Raw genomic sequence first — 15,506 nt, 5'->3', positions numbered from 1 at the left:
AAATATGGGTATAATGAAAAAAGTTTCATCTCTATTGGGTGGTGTTGTTGTTTCAGTTGTAATTGTGCCCAGCCCGTACAATTGCCAACGGCCTAAGGCAATCCTGTATCCGTACTTGGGCAAGATTCTTCCGTCAAACAAAAAGATGCTTTTGTGGAAATAAATTCAGATGGGGAAATTCCTTATACTGCCACTTAGGTAAGGAATTAAATCTGCTACCAGATTGTACATTAACTTGTCTGAACCCAATTATATAAAGGCTCGATTTAGAATTTAAAATTAAAAACCGCCCCAATATTTTGTGAGGCGGTTCTTGTCATATATGATCGGGTTTTTTACAACTTATCCGGATTGTCTATTTTTCTTTTGGCCTCAGAGCTTGGTAGGAACACTTGCACTCCGAAGGTTAATCCCAGGGCGTGCTGGTATGTGGTATTGCCACCTCCTACGAGTCCATTATATTTTAAGGTTGTTTCAAGTGCGACGTTTTTAGTAACAAAATAAGAATATCCTGGGCCCACGCCATATGCAAAACCATTGGTTGTAGGTCCATCCTTTACGTTAACTCCTGCAATACCTGCATTTCCCTCCAAGAAAAAGCGTCCGTATTTTAAAAAGTTATCTATTCCTTTCTCACCAGGACTAAGATAATATCTTGAAAGAGCTTGGATTCCATAAGTAGTGGTTCTAGTTGAAAATCCATCATATTCGGCAGATTTTGAAAATCCGAAATTTACGATACCTCCCACCATAAAGTTATCTTTAATAAAATATCCAACCTTCGGGCTTAAACCTATATCAAAGCCAGCGCCCTCATTTAAACCAAAATTGAATCCAAATAATCCCGTACTGGTCTGGCTCACGAGGCCGCTTCCCAAGTCGGCACCTAACATAAGATTCCCTTTTTCAATTTGTGCGTTTGCCATTTCTGTCATTCCGATGATAAAAATTGCGCTAAGTAAAATTACTTTTTTCATTTTCTTTTAGTTTATAGCTTTTACAAGCCTGTGTTAATAATCTTATTCACAAAGTTATCTATGTCCATTGGTATTGCTGCGTCTTTTCACATACCCTTATCGTACATTTGGGTAAAGTTTATCATTACAATAGTATTTTGTGAAGTGTTGTTATTATAAGAAATTGTCATTTTAAACTTCCACTTTTCATTTGAGGACTTCAAAATTATTGGCAAGCTGAGATTTTCATCGGCTCAATCTCTAAAATGAATGCGTATTATTGGAAAGCTAAAATTGATTTTAGTGGGAGTTTGGAGATTCTAGATCAATCGCTGTTAATGAATATTGTAAGATTTGAAAAACCTTTATTTTGAAAAATTTGATAGAGATAGATTTCTTCTTTTAATTTGAATAATCAGGTTTCACAGCAATTAACTATAAATCTACCTTTATAATTTTATTGTTGTATTTATCTATTCATTATTTTGGGGGTCGCAATATAAATAGTCAAACTGATGCCCTTTAGAAATCCTCCATTCCAAATTTACACCAATACTGAAATTGGGAAGAATCTCATTAACGATGAAAACTTTAAAGTTTTACCTCCGTTTTTTCTTCTAGTAAATAAAGGTAAAATCGATATGATTGATGGCGATGCTTTGAAAGTGGGAGAAAAAACCATTTCTGTCTTTGCAAAAGAAAATAAGGTTATCATTAATAGTATCAGTGAAGACTGCGCATTTATCCTTCTACAATACAAAAGGGAATATATCAAATCAATGACGCTTAAATTGGACCTTTTGGATGCGTTTAAATATGTGTATTCCAGTCCGCAGCTTACCTTCGAACTCTCAAAGGAGAATTTTTCTGATCTCTGGGTGTTGGCGGAATATATCAAAAGACAACAGGATATTTCTTTAAACTCCGAAATCGAGCAACACCTACTTCGCCATCTCAATTATTCCTTTCTATACAGCAGTGTCCACAAGATGAACCAGACCAAATCCTTTGAGGCGAGTCCGCGAAACCAGCAGCAAAATATCGTTTTGGGTTTTCTAAAGAATCTACAGCGTCAAGGCAGTACCAAGTTAAACGTCAGCGATTATGCCAAAATGCAGCATATTACTACTCGGCATCTTTCTGCCACAGTAAAGCAGATTACGGGAATGTCTGCCTTGGATATTATTCATAGAATGGTTGTGCACCGTGCCAAAAATGAATTGACCGAAACCAATAAGCCCATTTCTGAAATTGCTTTTCAATTGGGTTATACAGATCCATTTACATTTAGCCATTTTTTTAAGAAGAAAACCGGTTTTAATCCCACAGAATTTAGAGCTAAGTATCAGGGATAAAACTTTTTTCTCTACCTTGTTATGCATTAATTGGAATGGAATAGCCTCAGTCTAAAGATTTTTCGACGGGTTTGATTTTAGCATTCCTATTTACCTCTCCTCAGGAGAGGTCGGAATTGCTTTTTCAGCAGTTCCGGGTGAGGATTCCTACATTTTGACATTTCACTCCTAAGTTTTACTATTTCAGCGCTTTAATGCTGCAGTACCTTTGTTCCATCAAATAAAAACAAACACAGTGAAGACTTTTCAAAAATTAAATATGGGTTTGGCACTGCTCTTCGGGGTTTTGATTGCTCCCTTTGCAAGCGGCCAACAAATGCAGGAACGCAAAATGACCGTGCAGGAATTGGCCCAGAGTATCGAAGCCAACAACATTCAATTAAAACTGGCAAAAGCATCTGTAGATATCGCCGATGCCAAGATTGGTGCAGTCAAAACAAACCGGCTTCCAGATATTGGAGCGGATATGCAAGTATTTTATTTAAGCGACGTCAGTATTTTCGACAAACGTTTTCATAAAATCCAAGAAGTGGATATCCATAATTTTGGGCACCAATTTAATGTTTCTGCAAACCAATTGATTTTTGCAGGTGGGAAAATTAATAAATCCATTCAACTGGCGGAAATGAACAAGACGCTTTCCGAAAATAATATGGAAGATACCGATCAAGGAGTAAAGTTGAATGCCGCGGAATTATATCTCAACCTATACAATCTTCAAAACCAGAAACGAATTTTGGAGAGCAATAAAACGTTGGCCACCGAACGTACCAAGAATGCACAGTATTATTATGAGGAAGATATGATCACCAAAAACGAACTGTTGCGCGCAGAGGTTTTGGAGAGACAATTGGAACAGGCCATTCTTCAGGTACAGAATGCCATTTTGATCACCAATAAAAATCTGACGCTTTTCGCTGGGTTGGATGAAAATGTGTTGATTGTTCCAGATATCAGTAATCTCGATCATCAAATTCGACAAGAAGATGAAGTGTTTTTTAGAGAAATAGCCTTTCAAAATAATCCCAAGTTGCAGGCAAGTGATACACAAATTGCCATCGCCGAAAAGAATCTGGAACTCACCCGAACCGATCGGTTGCCCATCCTCGCAGGATTCGCAGGATATAATGCCTCGCGTCCACAAACCGCTGGCTCGCCGATGGACGTTTATTCCAACACCTATCAAGTGGGATTGAATCTTTCCTATAATCTTGAATCCTTGTTTAAAAATCCGAAGAAAGAAGCCGTTGATAAAATTGTAATCGACCAGGCAGAACTGGCCAAGGAAGCCACAAGACAACAAATTGAGGGCGAAGTAAATGCTGCTTTTAAGAATTATCACCAAGCACTTGAACAGCGTGAAGTAAGTGCCATCAATGAAGAAGCTGCTGCTGAAAACTATCGAATCACCGAATTGAAATATAAAAACCAGCTGGTTACCTATCTCGAAATAATCGACGCTTCCAACATAAAACTACAAGCCGAACTTCAAACCTTGGACGACCAAACGGATATTATTTTGAACTATGTAAAATTGCTTAGGGTAACGGGACAACTTTAGAGAGAGGTGAGATATGAGACAGAAATTAATAAGGAATATTTCTTTCAATATTAACAGAAAATGAAAATTGTATTATCAGTGTCCGGTCGAGCGCTGTCGAGACCTAAGACAAGAATTAATAAAGAAGCTCTAACTCAATATTAACAGAAAATGAAAATTATATAATCATTGTCCCGTCGAGCGCAGTCGAGACCAAAAACTTCTCGACTGCACTTCGACTTCGCTGAGCAGAACCGCTCGAGGAGACAAAAATATTAGGACGTAAGGCAACAATTAAAAGTGAAATAGGACGATAGGACTTAAGACCTAAGACAAGAATTAATAAAGAAGCTCTAACTCAATATTAACAGAAGATGAAAATTATATAATCATTTGTCCGGTCGAGCGCAGTCGAGACCTAAGACCTCGTTAGTGCACTTCGACTTCGCTGAGCAGAACCGCTCTAGGAGACAAAATATTAGGACGTAAGGCAACAATTAAAAGTGACATAGGACGATAGAACTTAAGACGTAAGACAAGAATTTATGAATAAGCTCTGTTTCAATATTAACAGTGAATGAAAATTGTATCATCATTGTCCGGTCGAGCGCAGTCGAGACCTAAGACCTCTCGACTGCACTTCGACTTCGCTCAGCAGAACCGCTCGAGGAGACAAGTTTCTATAGACGTAATTCTAAAAGGGGTTTTCCTTGTAAAAATCTCAATTAATTCAGCATTTAAAAAATCAATAACAATCAAACCAATACTACATTAAAAACCACATTATGGCTACTGATAAAAAACCCAAGAAAAAAAACAAGCTTTACTTAACGCTTCTGAATGCCTTTGTATTCATAATTACCTTATTGGTAATATGGTTTATCGTAAAAAACTATCTTCATATCAATGATAAAACCTATGTGAATGATGCCCAGGTAAAGGCGTATATCAATCCTGTAAATTCCCGAGTGCCTGGATATATTGAGGATATTCGGTTTACCGAGCACCAACACGTGAAAAAGGGAGATACGCTCGTTTTGCTGGATACTACCGAATTTGAAAATGCCATTGCTCAGGCAAAAGCTGGGTTAAGTCAGGCGAAAGCTGGGAAGGCCGCTACGGAATCCTCCGTAGTGCGCGTAGGGAGTGGTGAGAGTACCGTAGAAGCCAATATTCTTGGAGTAAAAGCCCAACTGGATAATGCCCGAGCTGATTTAGCCAGATATAAAAATCTATTGGACAATGATGCGGTCACCCTTCAGCAGTACCAACAGATAGAAACCCAGGTAAAAACCCTGCAATCACAGTACAATGCGCTCAAGAAACAGAAAAACACGGCACAACTTTCCACCAGCGAAACCGAATCACAACTTGCTATTGGCGAGGCACAGATAGAAGCGGCAGAAGCAACCTTAAAAAGAGCGGAATTAAATTTGAAATACGCTGTAATAACTGCCCCCGAAGACGGAATTATGGGAAGAAGATCGATCACCACTGGTCAATTTATACAGCCCGGACAACAGATAGCGGCTTTGGTTCAGGAAAATACAAAATGGGTGGAAGCTAACTTGCTGGAAAAACAATTGCCACTTATTCAAGTGGGCGAGGTACTTCAGTTTACAATCGACGGAATGGGAAAAACTAAATTTGAAGGAAAAATAACTTCCATTTCTGCTGCTACGGGATCTGAATTTTCAGCAATTCCAACCGATAACTCGGCAGGGAACTTTGTAAAAGTACAACGTCGAATCCCAGTAAAAATTGAATTTACAAACAATAACGATCCAAAACTTCTCGACCAAATACGCGTGGGAATGAATGTGGTAATGACTCTTAAGGACTAAAAATGTATAACAAAGGATTATTTGCAGAGTGGGTTCCCAAGCCTGTACAATTGCTGTTGATTATCGTATTTCTACTGCCCATTTTGGTGGTCAGTGGGATTTACACGGGGAATCTTAGCTATATGGTAGGCAGTCTGGGGAGCGATAATGCGTGGATGGTTTTTGCAAACTATGCCGGCGTAGTAGGAATGGGTGTAAGTCTTCCAATCATCTTTCGCTATAAGCTGCGTTTCCATACTAAGTTTTTAATGGTCAAAACTTTACTGTTCTTGGCATTGGCGTCTTTTATGCTGGCAACCACGGATAGTAATATCGTCATCGTTTCCTGTGCTTTTTTTATTGGGTTTCTAAAAATGTTCGCATTGATAGAGCTCATTTTACCTGTAATGTATATTATAAGTCCTACTGGGGATCGACCAAAATTTTATTCTATTTTCTATCCGATGGCCATCATTGTTCCTCAAATCGCCGGATATATAATGACCAAGGTCGGATTTGATACCTATTGGCAAAATGCCAATTTTATTATGGCTTTGGTAATGCTGTTTCTTACCGCTTTGGCGCTGATATTTATGCACCATAAACGTTTTGACAAGAAAGTGCCGCTTTATTATGTGGATTGGGCGGGAATGGTTTTATACACCGTAATTTTTCTGGCGATGGCCTATTTTATCGCTTTTGCAAAACAGGAAAATTACTTTAAATCGGATAATATCCTTCTGGCCACTGGAATTGTGATCGTGGGAATTGTTTTATACCAAATCAATCAGCGTCTTATCAAGCGTCCTTTTGTGGATTTCGGAAGTTTAAAAAATTACAATGTCATCCACGGGATTATGATGCTCTTTATGCTTGGGTTTTTCTTGGCGGGGAGTTCGCTGCAAAGTAAGATTACCATTGGTGTTTTGGGGTTTGATGCCGTGATGGATAACTCTTATAATCTATGGATGATTCCAGGATTGGTATTGGCGAGTATCTATAGTTTAAAGTGGTTGGGAAAGGACAAATCCCTAAAAATGTATTTGCTCACCGGTTTTTCTGCCTTCATCCTTTATTATGTGTTTATGTATTTTATGGTATCGGCAAACGTGAGCTATGAGCAATTGATTATTCCAAATATAATACGTGGCTTCGGAATGGGGGTGTTGTTTATCGGGGTTTGGTTATACGCGCTCAGCAATTTATCGATGGATGCCACTTTGGGTGCCGCCGCAGTTTTGATTGTGGTACGTACAATGATCGGTCCGGGTGTTTGGAGCTTGATTTTTGGTTATTTCGATGGCACTTGGAGTTTGGAAGCCCTGACCAATATGGCAGGAAAGATGGATGCTTCGGCATATTCAAGAGAAACTGCGATGAGTTTATATCGAAACCTCAATATTGATGCGCTGATAATTTCCACCAAAAGACTTTATGGGGTTCTGATTTTATTGGGAATTGCCGTTTTGGCCTATGTTTCCTTTCTTCATTTGGAAGGCTTGGAGAAAAGAAAGATTGTCCTGCTGCGTAAACGTTTGAAAGGCCAGTCAACAGAAGGTTATCTCGGAAAGGTGGAATTGACTGAGGAAGAAGAAGTAAAAGAAGAAGCTACTGCAGCGAGTGCGGCGGCGCTTTAGGATCTTTAAAATAAATTCAGTTTTACCTTAGAACTGGCTACAGAGTTATAAAATTACTTTTGATTAGGCCATTTTCTACAATAGCTTATACTGGTATTGGGCTGCATTATTTTTCACTCTTCAGTATTTCTAATAATTTTTTTAAATCTTGTCGGTTGTCCCAAAATGCAGAAATAATTAAATCATTTCCTGAAACCTTATAGTATATACTGTAGTTTCCAAGAGAGGCAACCCGAAAATCATTAAAGTCAGTTAATTTATAAATGAATGGGTTTTTCGATATTTGATTTGTTCGTTCCGAAACCAATTTCACCAGTTTAATCGAATATCTATTGGATTTATTTCGCTTAACCCAATATTCTAAAATTCCGACAAATTGTAAATCAGCAGTTCTTGTCCAAACTATATTCCATTTAGCCATTCCAGATTACGTTTTTCCACTATATCTTGAGAAACTAGTTCGCCATTCTTAATATCCTCTTCACTCATTTCTAACAATGATTTCTGCTCTTGAGTTAATTCTACTACTTCAGAGGAAGAAGCGCTTGAAGTTATTAAATTGTCCAGAGCTCGTAAAAAATCTTTATTTTTAATTGACAAAATTTTATCAATCAATCCGTTTCTTATAGTATCAATCGTTTCCATTTCTTCGTTTTTTGGAATATAAATATCCGAAATATCAATGAGTTCTCCTAATGCTGAATATAATCTAAATTAGGGATACCATCGAATTTGTTATAGCAGGTACTCTTGTATAAAGAAGTCTGCACTGGTTTTTATATCTGTAGTCAAAAGCCTAAACATTTTTCCAAAATCCTTTTTAATTCACAATCTTATTGATGATTAAACGCTGTTATATTAAGGGGGATAATAAAAACCTTACTTTAAAAATAACATTTATTATGAATTATAAAAAGGTCTCGACTGCGCTCGACCTGACAAGAAATACTGATTATCAATGATTAAAGTGTCAATTCGATGCGGTCTCGACTGCGCTCGACCTGACAAGAAATACTGATTATCAATGAATTAAAGTGTCAATTCGATGCGGTCTCGACTGCGCTCGACCTGACAAGAAATACTGATTATCACTGAATTAAAGTGTCAATTCGAGGGCGGTCTCGACTGCGCTCGACCTGACAAGGAATACTGATTATCAATGGATTAAAGTGTCAGTTCGAGGGCGATCGAGAAGTCTTGCGGGTAAAGGTATAATTAGAACGCTATTGATCCGTAATCTATAAAAGATAAAATTTCTTAAACCGTAGCTTCAAATAAGCATTCCTACATTTTGACATCTCATCCCTAAGTTTTACTATTTCAGTACCTTAGTTATCAAGTACCTTTGTTCTATCAAATAAGGACTAGATAAAGTGCGAGCTTTTTCAATAATAAAAACTGATTTATCTTTCCCTTTACTGGTTCACAATAATCAATTTTTTTAAAACAAAAATCACTATAAAAAATGAAAACAAGACACGTAATTATTACCGGAATTCTATTTTTTTATCCCTTGCAACTTTCGCCAAGGAAGGAAATGATGAGCTTGGTGGAAAAGATAAAACCGAACACATTTTTAGCACAAAGGACAAAGACTTTTTACAGTTGTGGCACTATGATCAAATAATGAAAATGGATATTACAGAAAAAGAACGGGATAATTACTTCGCTGTCCTTAATAGCTATACCTATAAACTGTCAAAGCTCGGTTCGCCCAAATTTGAATATACAGATGCCGAAAGAAATCAAAAATTTGATGCGCTTGCAGATAAACTGAAATTAGAAATGGCGGAGATTTTAAGTCCTGAAAATTTCGAAATTCATTTTGAAAGCTTTGGTAAAATCAAGAAACTGGTCTATCAAAAGAGACATTGGTCATAGTTCAACGAATTTAAAAGTTCCATCTTTATATAACTGTTTAGAATACAGTAAATATTGTCAAAGCTATAAACCGCTTAAGATCATTTTCTTCATCAATTAGCGCCAATTAAAAATATTAATAAACAATCTAAACCAAGAAAACTATGAAAACCTCTTTCTTACATTCAATCAAAAACTCCATCAAGCACTGGTATATCCCATTGCTGGTCGGAATACTATTTATCATTATCAGTATTGTGGTCTTTACTTCGCCTATAAGTTCTTTACTGACTTTATCACTTTTTTTTGCGCTCTCCTTTATTTTTGGAGGACTGTCGGAAATATTTTTCTCCATTGCCAACAGAAAGACATTGGACAACTGGGGATGGTCTTTGGCATTTGGAATTCTGACTTTTATAATTGGAACTTCGCTTGTAATCCATCCTGCACTTTCCCTTAGTGTTTTGGCATTTTATATAGGCTTTCTTTTGCTTTTCCGCTCTATTTCATCCATTAGTTTTGCTTTGGACATTAAAAAATACGGCAGTAAAAACTGGGCTGGTTTGCTCATCTTCGGAATTTTGGGTGCGATAGTTTCTTTTATTTTGATTTGGAATCCTGTTATTGCAGGGATGAGCGTGGTTATTTTGGTTGCATTAAGCTTCCTTTTTGCCGGACTCTTCAGCATCTTTCTTTCCTTTCAATTAAGAAAACTTCATAAACATTCTAAAACTATTTCTGAAGGATTAAGAAACAGATATGACGCTTTGATGGAAGAGATTCGCGAGGAATGGGAGGATTAGAATGAATTAGGGACAATTTCTAAACAAGGATTAAGATTATTAAAAACAATTGGGCGAAATTGTAATATGAAATAATCTGGAAGAAACTTAAACATAACTTTCACTTTTGGATTTCCATAAATCCAACCTCCTGGATTATCTTTAGATATTTTCAAATTAACCCCAATTTTATATTATGAAAACAATTGCTTTGCCCCCGATTTTCTTTTATAAGAGGACTATTTTACTGACATTTCTGTTTTTTATATCATTTCTCACGATGGCAGCCCAAAACCACCAAAAATTTTTATCGGCAAAGGAAAGCGAACCCATAAATTTTGGATGGATGCAAGGTTTTCCACCTGAAAAAGATAAGGTCCTGCATACTTGGGACGGATCATTCTTTGAATTTCCCGCCATCCGCTGGAGTGTGGTGCATATGCGTGAAATGTTGCCAACCCAAAATGTTTCCAGAGGACTCAATGCACCATCGGAATTGCCGTATAAATTGGACAAGAACATAGATTCCCTCACTTTTCTTCCTTGGAATTCTAAAACACCGATGACTTGGGAAAAGTCCTTATGGGAAAATTATACCGATGGAATGATAATCCTTCATAAAGGCAATGTGGTCTATGAACGATATTTTAGTGAGCTCACCGATTGTGATGTGCATGCCGTTATGTCCCTTACTAAATCCTTTACGGGTTCGCTGGCTTCTATTTTAGCGGCAGAAGGAATTTTGGATCCCAACAAATTGGTTACTTTTTATGTTCCCGAACTTAAAAACTCTGCGTATGGCGATGCTACTGTAAGACAAGTGATGGATATGACCACTGCTTTAAAATACAGCGAGGATTATGCCGATCCAAATGCGGATATCTGGGAGTTTTCTGCTGCTGGAAATCCGTTGCCCAAACCAAAGGGATATGACGGACCGAATGGCTATTACGAATATTTACAAACCGTAAAAAAACAAGGAACCCACGGAGAAGCTTTCGGCTACAAAACCGTAAACGCCGATGCCTTGGGATGGATAATTTCAAAGGCTTCAGGAAAATCAGTTTCCGACCTTCTATCAGAGAAAATCTGGAGAAAGTTGGGAATGGAACAGGATGCCTATTATCAAGTGGATGGCCTGGGAACTCCCTTTGCGGGTGGAGGATTTAACGCTGGTCTTAGGGATTTGGCCCGTTTTGGGGAATTGATCCGAAACCAAGGAAAATTTAATGGGCAGCAAATTTTTCCTGCCGAAGCCGTAAAGGACATTGAAAAAGGAGGAAGCAAGGAAGCTTTCGCAAAATCGGGTCATCCTGAGCTTAAAGGTTGGTCCTATAGAAATATGTGGTGGATGACCGAAAATAAAGACGGTGCTTTTGCCGCGCGTGGCGTTCACGGACAGACCATTTATATTGACCCAAAAGCCGAAATGGTTATCGTTCGCTTGGCCTCACATCCCATTGCAGGAAATGCAGCTAATGATCCAACTTCATTGCCGGCATACCAGGCAGTGGCGGATTATTTGATGAAAAAATAATTTCAGGCTTTTAGACGCTTCGATAAACTCAGTGCAAAGCCCAAGACCTAAGATTCTCTGAAGCATCAACTGTCGCGATTGCGGGCTGTCGTAGGGTCCTTTTGTCTTTCATCTTTAACATTTCGGATGTAGTTTAAAAAAATAAATAATAAATAATAAAAATAAAACTATGGATATCTCAAAACATTTTGATTTAAAAGGAAAAACCGCAATAGTAACGGGCGGAGCTGGAGGAATTGGAAAAGCTTGCTGCGAAATCTTAGCGGCTTATGGAGCCAAAGTGGTTGTCTCAGATTACAATATGGAGGCAGCTGAAAAAACCTCAAAAGAAATAAACGACAATGGCGGAACATCAATTGCGATAGATTGTAACGTTCTTGATGATAAAGCTCTTGTCAACTTGGTAGATAAGACCGTCGAGAAATTTGGAAGCATCGAAATCTTGGTAAACAACGTCGGCGGCGGTGGCGCAGGAAAAGAAAGCCCGTATGATATTGAAGTCGAGCAATTTAAAAAAGTTTTCGAAATGAACGTGTTCAGTATGTGGCGACTGTGCCAATTGGTGGCGCCGCATATGAAGAAAGCTGGCTATGGAAGTATTATCAATATGTCTTCAATGGCATCTATCAATAAAAGTCCGGCGATTAGTGCGTATGCTTCTTCCAAAGCTGCGATCAACCATATGACCCGCAATCTTGCATTTGACTATGGACCTGATAATATCCGTGTCAATGCCATAGGTCCTGGCGCTACAAGAACCCACGCCTTGAGTACGGTTTTAACACCAGATCTGGAAAAAGCTATGCTTAAACACACGCCTATCCACAGATTGGGTGAAGCCGAGGACATTGCTGGGGCAGTATTATATTTTGCTGCACCTATTTCAAGCTGGACGAGTGGGCAGGTTATTTTCATTAATGGCGGTGGAGAACAGACATTGGATATGTAATCGAAATTTATTAAAAACAACTCCTTCTTTTGACCTTATTAAATAGGCACTTGAAGGAGTTATTTTTATAACCTAATTCGCGTGTAGAATTATCTGAGCGAATAATTGAAAATGACATTGAGCCTGGGTTCTATACTTTCTCAAACTCGTAATTATTGTCGATCATATTTGGATTGGTGGGAATTCCGTAATTTTTCCTGGCATAACCATTGGAAATAATGTAATCATCGGAGCAGGAAGTATCGTGATAAAAAACATTCCTGATAATAGTTTGGCTTTTGGAAATCCCTGCGAAATAAAAAAGAAACTCTGAAAGTAAACCTTTAGGAACAGCTTGTGCAATTATAGGCTATCCGAGAGGTATGTGTATATTTGCAGCGTTTGGATTACTTGACAATTATATCGATCACGACTGTTGATAATTTACTTTTTGGACGTTTAGAAGACCTTGGAAATAATAAGATGGGACAACTCGTTCAAAACCGTGAAAGCTAGCGTTGATTTAAAATCGCTACTCGTGAAATATTGATCGGGAAATAAATAGTTAAAGATACTAACCAATACTAAAGGAATTATGGACAATAAAATGAAAGCTTACGTAAGAACAAGCCCAGCGACGCAGGAGGTTCAATTGCAGGAAGTGGATATTCCTAAAATTAATGCGGATGAAGTACTTATAAAAGTAGAGGCATTTGGCGTGGGAATCCACGATAGATATTTTATTCCTTCAGAAGTAAAATTTCCATACGTCATCGGTTCGGAAGGTGCGGGAACAATCATCGAAAAAGGAAACGAGGTATCGGATTTTAATATTGGTGAGAAAGTAATATTCACTACGATTTTACAAATTCACGGTGGAAGTTGGGCAGAATATGCAGTAGCAAAACAATCGGTATTGATAAGATTGCCCAACAACCTAACTGTCCAGCAAGGAGCAGCGCTTCCAATCGCAGGAAAAACCGCATTGGAATGTATGCGCGAAATAAATTCAAATAAGGGTGATAGTCTTTTTATCGCAGGAGCATCTGGCGCAATTGGAACTTTAGTCATTCAATTGGCCAAGGAAAAGGGAATGCGAATTTCGGCTTCTGCATCGGCCAAGAATCACGATTATATGAAATCGCTTGGGGCAGAACACACAGTAGATTATAAAGATCCGGAATGGACTACCAAAGTTAAACAGTGGTCCAATGGCGGTGTGAGCACTGCATTGGCAATTCAGCCGGGAACAGGTTCTGACAGTATTAAAGTTGTAAAAGACGGTGGATTATTAATTACCGTTTCGGGTGACAGCCAAACTGTTATTCCCGAGCGAAATATTGAAGTTCGCCAAATGGGGCATCAATTATTTACCAATAAGGAAATGATAGAATTGGTAAGAAAAATATCAGAAGAAAAAATAAATCTTGTGATAGAAAAACAATTTCCTTTCAGCGAAGCTTTAGAAGCTCTCAAAAAGACTGAGACAAGAAGCGCGAGAGGAAAAGTAGTAGTAAAAGGTTTTAATAATAATTAATTAATAAAAAATAATGAAAAACACAGAGCGTAAAATAGCTTTAGTTACCGGTGCAGGTACAGGATTAGGTCGTGCAATAGCCAAAACATTAGCGGAACAGGATTTTAAAGTAGTGTTAACGGGCAGAAGAGAGGACAAACTACGAGAAGTTCAAAATGAATTAGGAAAAGAAAATGCAATTGTGATAACCGCAGATATTCTTGATGAAAAAAGTGTTGCTGCTTTAAAAGAAACGTTACTCGAACAAACTGATGGATCGCTTGATTTATTGGTCAATAATGTGGGCGGTGTTCCAGCAATGGGCACGATTGAGGAAATGAATTTGGATCAATGGCAGCAGGTGATGGATAAAAACCTTACCAGTGCATTCCTAACTACCAAAGCGTTTTTACCAGCCTTACGCAAAAGCAATAAGGGAACAGTAATTTCGGTTACTTCCGGGGCAGTCCATAATTATTTTCCAGGAATGGGAGCGTATTCGGTAAGTAAAGCGGCCCTTGAATCCTTCGTGAAAGTACTTGGAGAAGAAGAGAAGGACAATGGAATTTCAACCCACTTATTTGACCCAGGAAATGTTATTTCAGAGGCAAACCCTCACGGAGAGCAGGATCCTATGGAAATAATGGATAAAATAGTGGCATTGGTCAATTAGAATCTCAAGCTTCCAACTTGACCTTTTTTTTATAATCAAGAAAGGGAAATCTTTCGTTATAAATGACGGGAAAACCTTTTGCGATATACATTTTAAAAATAATATCATCTAGGCTTACAGATTTAGTAATTGGATCTGTAAGCCTTTTTTGTTTAAACTGTTTTTCTTGAGGTGAAGGGTTTTGACATTGATTATACAACAACCTCATCCTCTCCTTTCTAAACTACTTTGGGTAGAGTTGTTTCATGAACTCTCTGAATGAGGTATTGAAGTTCTTGGTCATTTTGAATATTAGCCAGCCAGGGAGGCGCTACTTTTCTACATTTTTAACGATGTTTCCATGACGAGTTAGGATTTTAAGAGGTCCGACTGCGCTCACCCTGGCATTTGAAAAACGGTCAGGACAGGCTGCTCAGACATTTTGTCAATTGCACGACCTTTTCCATCCAGTGATATGTTGGTGCTTTCCGGGCTCTTAACGTAGTCGTTATAGTCCTTGAAGGTGAATTAAAGACAATACTCTTGAAAACCTCATCCTGAGTTATATCACAAGATTTCAAAGTTCCCGCTATTTATATTGGTATTAGGAGAACTAGTTAATTCTAGAGAAAATATAATAGTCAATAAAAGCAATAACCAGTCATGCTGTTACGAGTTTTAGAGGAATATTTCTATGGTCTTCTGATATTTTTTTAATTACTTTCCTTTGGGATGTTACTTCCCATTTTGTAATAAAAGGTTGCTGGGCGGCAACATTAGCCATTACTAAAATCATAATAAAAGTGAAGTATAATTCTTTCATATCAAAAAATTTAACGTGGAAACGTAATTTATTTTTTTAGGATTTATTTAACAAAGATAGATGTTTTGGCTATAATAATTCTTATCCTTTCCTGGTG

At 37.9% G+C, this 15,506-nt stretch carries 16 protein-coding genes; 12 read left to right on the top strand and 4 right to left on the bottom strand.

The window, feature by feature from the left end; all coding sequences use genetic code 11:
- Nucleotides 1-13 precede the first annotated feature (13 nt).
- Nucleotides 14-163 carry a hypothetical protein gene (locus EI546_RS16240; protein ID WP_164905217.1) on the top strand — a complete coding sequence of 50 codons (150 nt, stop codon included), beginning with the start codon at nt 14-16 and terminating at the stop codon, nt 161-163.
- A gap of 172 nt (nt 164-335) precedes the next feature.
- Here the strand turns inward: EI546_RS16240 and EI546_RS10010 are convergent, their stop codons facing one another.
- On the bottom strand, nt 336-977 hold the full coding sequence (locus EI546_RS10010) for a hypothetical protein (RefSeq protein WP_128250411.1): 642 nt from the start codon (nt 975-977) through the stop codon (nt 336-338).
- A gap of 494 nt (nt 978-1,471) precedes the next feature.
- On the opposite strand from EI546_RS10010, the gene EI546_RS10005 reads away from it, so the two are divergent.
- The 4 genes from EI546_RS10005 to EI546_RS09990 all read left to right on the top strand — a co-directional run bounded on the left by EI546_RS10005 (nt 1,472) and on the right by EI546_RS09990 (nt 7,311).
- A complete protein-coding gene (locus EI546_RS10005) occupies nt 1,472-2,311 on the top strand; it encodes a helix-turn-helix domain-containing protein (protein WP_128250410.1) in 840 nt (279 codons plus the stop codon).
- A gap of 235 nt (nt 2,312-2,546) precedes the next feature.
- A complete protein-coding gene (locus EI546_RS10000) occupies nt 2,547-3,872 on the top strand; it encodes a TolC family protein (RefSeq protein ID WP_128250409.1) in 1,326 nt (441 codons plus the stop codon).
- A 764-nt stretch (nt 3,873-4,636) separates the two neighbouring features.
- A complete protein-coding gene (locus tag EI546_RS09995) occupies nt 4,637-5,695 on the top strand; it encodes an HlyD family secretion protein (protein ID WP_128250408.1) in 1,059 nt (352 codons plus the stop codon).
- 2 nt (nt 5,696-5,697) lie between these two features.
- Complete coding sequence (locus EI546_RS09990; RefSeq protein WP_128250407.1) at nt 5,698-7,311, top strand: efflux MFS transporter permease; 1,614 nt, start codon at nt 5,698-5,700, stop codon at nt 7,309-7,311.
- Between the two features lie 106 nt (nt 7,312-7,417).
- On the opposite strand, the gene EI546_RS09985 is transcribed toward EI546_RS09990, so the two are convergent.
- Together EI546_RS09985 and EI546_RS09980 are read right to left on the bottom strand one after the other, a co-directional pair.
- Nucleotides 7,418-7,732 carry a type II toxin-antitoxin system RelE/ParE family toxin gene (locus EI546_RS09985; RefSeq protein ID WP_128250406.1) on the bottom strand — a complete coding sequence of 105 codons (315 nt, stop codon included), beginning with the start codon at nt 7,730-7,732 and terminating at the stop codon, nt 7,418-7,420.
- Nucleotides 7,714-7,956 carry a hypothetical protein gene (locus tag EI546_RS09980; RefSeq protein WP_128250405.1) on the bottom strand — a complete coding sequence of 81 codons (243 nt, stop codon included), beginning with the start codon at nt 7,954-7,956 and terminating at the stop codon, nt 7,714-7,716. Before EI546_RS09980 ends, EI546_RS09985 begins: the two co-directional genes overlap by 19 nt.
- An 820-nt stretch (nt 7,957-8,776) precedes the next feature.
- Here EI546_RS09980 and EI546_RS16235 point away from each other — a divergent pair.
- From EI546_RS16235 to EI546_RS09945, 7 genes are all read left to right on the top strand, one after another.
- Nucleotides 8,777-8,938, top strand: coding sequence for a hypothetical protein (locus EI546_RS16235; protein WP_164905216.1), 162 nt, complete (start codon nt 8,777-8,779; stop codon nt 8,936-8,938).
- A 5-nt stretch (nt 8,939-8,943) separates the two neighbouring features.
- Nucleotides 8,944-9,192 (top strand): hypothetical protein, encoded by a 249-nt coding sequence (locus EI546_RS09975; RefSeq protein ID WP_128250404.1) that lies wholly within the window; start codon nt 8,944-8,946, stop codon nt 9,190-9,192.
- Between the two features lie 143 nt (nt 9,193-9,335).
- Complete coding sequence (locus EI546_RS09970; RefSeq protein ID WP_128250403.1) at nt 9,336-9,974, top strand: HdeD family acid-resistance protein; 639 nt, start codon at nt 9,336-9,338, stop codon at nt 9,972-9,974.
- Between the two features lie 259 nt (nt 9,975-10,233).
- Nucleotides 10,234-11,490, top strand: a complete 1,257-nt coding sequence (locus EI546_RS09965) for a serine hydrolase domain-containing protein (protein WP_128250402.1) — start codon at nt 10,234-10,236, stop codon at nt 11,488-11,490.
- A gap of 169 nt (nt 11,491-11,659) precedes the next feature.
- Entirely contained in the window at nt 11,660-12,439 is a 780-nt protein-coding gene (locus tag EI546_RS09960; protein WP_128250401.1) for a glucose 1-dehydrogenase, read from the top strand.
- A gap of 586 nt (nt 12,440-13,025) precedes the next feature.
- Nucleotides 13,026-13,955, top strand: coding sequence for an NADP-dependent oxidoreductase (locus EI546_RS09950; RefSeq protein ID WP_205649731.1), 930 nt, complete (start codon nt 13,026-13,028; stop codon nt 13,953-13,955).
- A gap of 13 nt (nt 13,956-13,968) precedes the next feature.
- Nucleotides 13,969-14,607, top strand: coding sequence for an SDR family oxidoreductase (locus tag EI546_RS09945; RefSeq protein WP_128250399.1), 639 nt, complete (start codon nt 13,969-13,971; stop codon nt 14,605-14,607).
- Between the two features lie 640 nt (nt 14,608-15,247).
- On the opposite strand, the gene EI546_RS16230 is transcribed toward EI546_RS09945, so the two are convergent.
- On the bottom strand, nt 15,248-15,409 hold the full coding sequence (locus tag EI546_RS16230) for a hypothetical protein (protein ID WP_164905215.1): 162 nt from the start codon (nt 15,407-15,409) through the stop codon (nt 15,248-15,250).
- Nucleotides 15,410-15,506 lie beyond the last annotated feature (97 nt).

Source organism: Aequorivita sp. H23M31, from assembly GCF_004022485.1.
Lineage (GTDB): Bacteria > Bacteroidota > Bacteroidia > Flavobacteriales > Flavobacteriaceae > Aequorivita > Aequorivita ciconiae.
The sequence above is the reverse complement of the archived record's forward strand: the minus strand, read 5'-3'. Positions and strand labels throughout refer to the sequence as shown.

What these genes read in the sequence shown, in the direction of transcription:
- EI546_RS16240 (WP_164905217.1), top strand. Translation starts at nt 14, where the DNA reads ATGAAAAAAGTTTCATCTCTATTGGGTGGTGTTGTTGTTTCAGTTGTA.
- EI546_RS10010 (WP_128250411.1), bottom strand. Translation starts at nt 977, where the DNA reads ATGAAAAAAGTAATTTTACTTAGCGCAATTTTTATCATCGGAATGACA.
- EI546_RS10005 (WP_128250410.1), top strand. Translation starts at nt 1,472, where the DNA reads ATGCCCTTTAGAAATCCTCCATTCCAAATTTACACCAATACTGAAATT.
- EI546_RS09995 (WP_128250408.1), top strand. Translation starts at nt 4,637, where the DNA reads ATGGCTACTGATAAAAAACCCAAGAAAAAAAACAAGCTTTACTTAACG.
- EI546_RS09990 (WP_128250407.1), top strand. Translation starts at nt 5,698, where the DNA reads ATGTATAACAAAGGATTATTTGCAGAGTGGGTTCCCAAGCCTGTACAA.
- EI546_RS09985 (WP_128250406.1), bottom strand. Translation starts at nt 7,732, where the DNA reads ATGGCTAAATGGAATATAGTTTGGACAAGAACTGCTGATTTACAATTT.
- EI546_RS09980 (WP_128250405.1), bottom strand. Translation starts at nt 7,956, where the DNA reads ATGGAAACGATTGATACTATAAGAAACGGATTGATTGATAAAATTTTG.
- EI546_RS16235 (WP_164905216.1), top strand. Translation starts at nt 8,777, where the DNA reads ATGAAAACAAGACACGTAATTATTACCGGAATTCTATTTTTTTATCCC.
- EI546_RS09975 (WP_128250404.1), top strand. Translation starts at nt 8,944, where the DNA reads ATGGATATTACAGAAAAAGAACGGGATAATTACTTCGCTGTCCTTAAT.
- EI546_RS09970 (WP_128250403.1), top strand. Translation starts at nt 9,336, where the DNA reads ATGAAAACCTCTTTCTTACATTCAATCAAAAACTCCATCAAGCACTGG.
- EI546_RS09965 (WP_128250402.1), top strand. Translation starts at nt 10,234, where the DNA reads ATGGCAGCCCAAAACCACCAAAAATTTTTATCGGCAAAGGAAAGCGAA.
- EI546_RS09960 (WP_128250401.1), top strand. Translation starts at nt 11,660, where the DNA reads ATGGATATCTCAAAACATTTTGATTTAAAAGGAAAAACCGCAATAGTA.
- EI546_RS09950 (WP_205649731.1), top strand. Translation starts at nt 13,026, where the DNA reads ATGAAAGCTTACGTAAGAACAAGCCCAGCGACGCAGGAGGTTCAATTG.
- EI546_RS09945 (WP_128250399.1), top strand. Translation starts at nt 13,969, where the DNA reads ATGAAAAACACAGAGCGTAAAATAGCTTTAGTTACCGGTGCAGGTACA.
- EI546_RS16230 (WP_164905215.1), bottom strand. Translation starts at nt 15,409, where the DNA reads ATGAAAGAATTATACTTCACTTTTATTATGATTTTAGTAATGGCTAAT.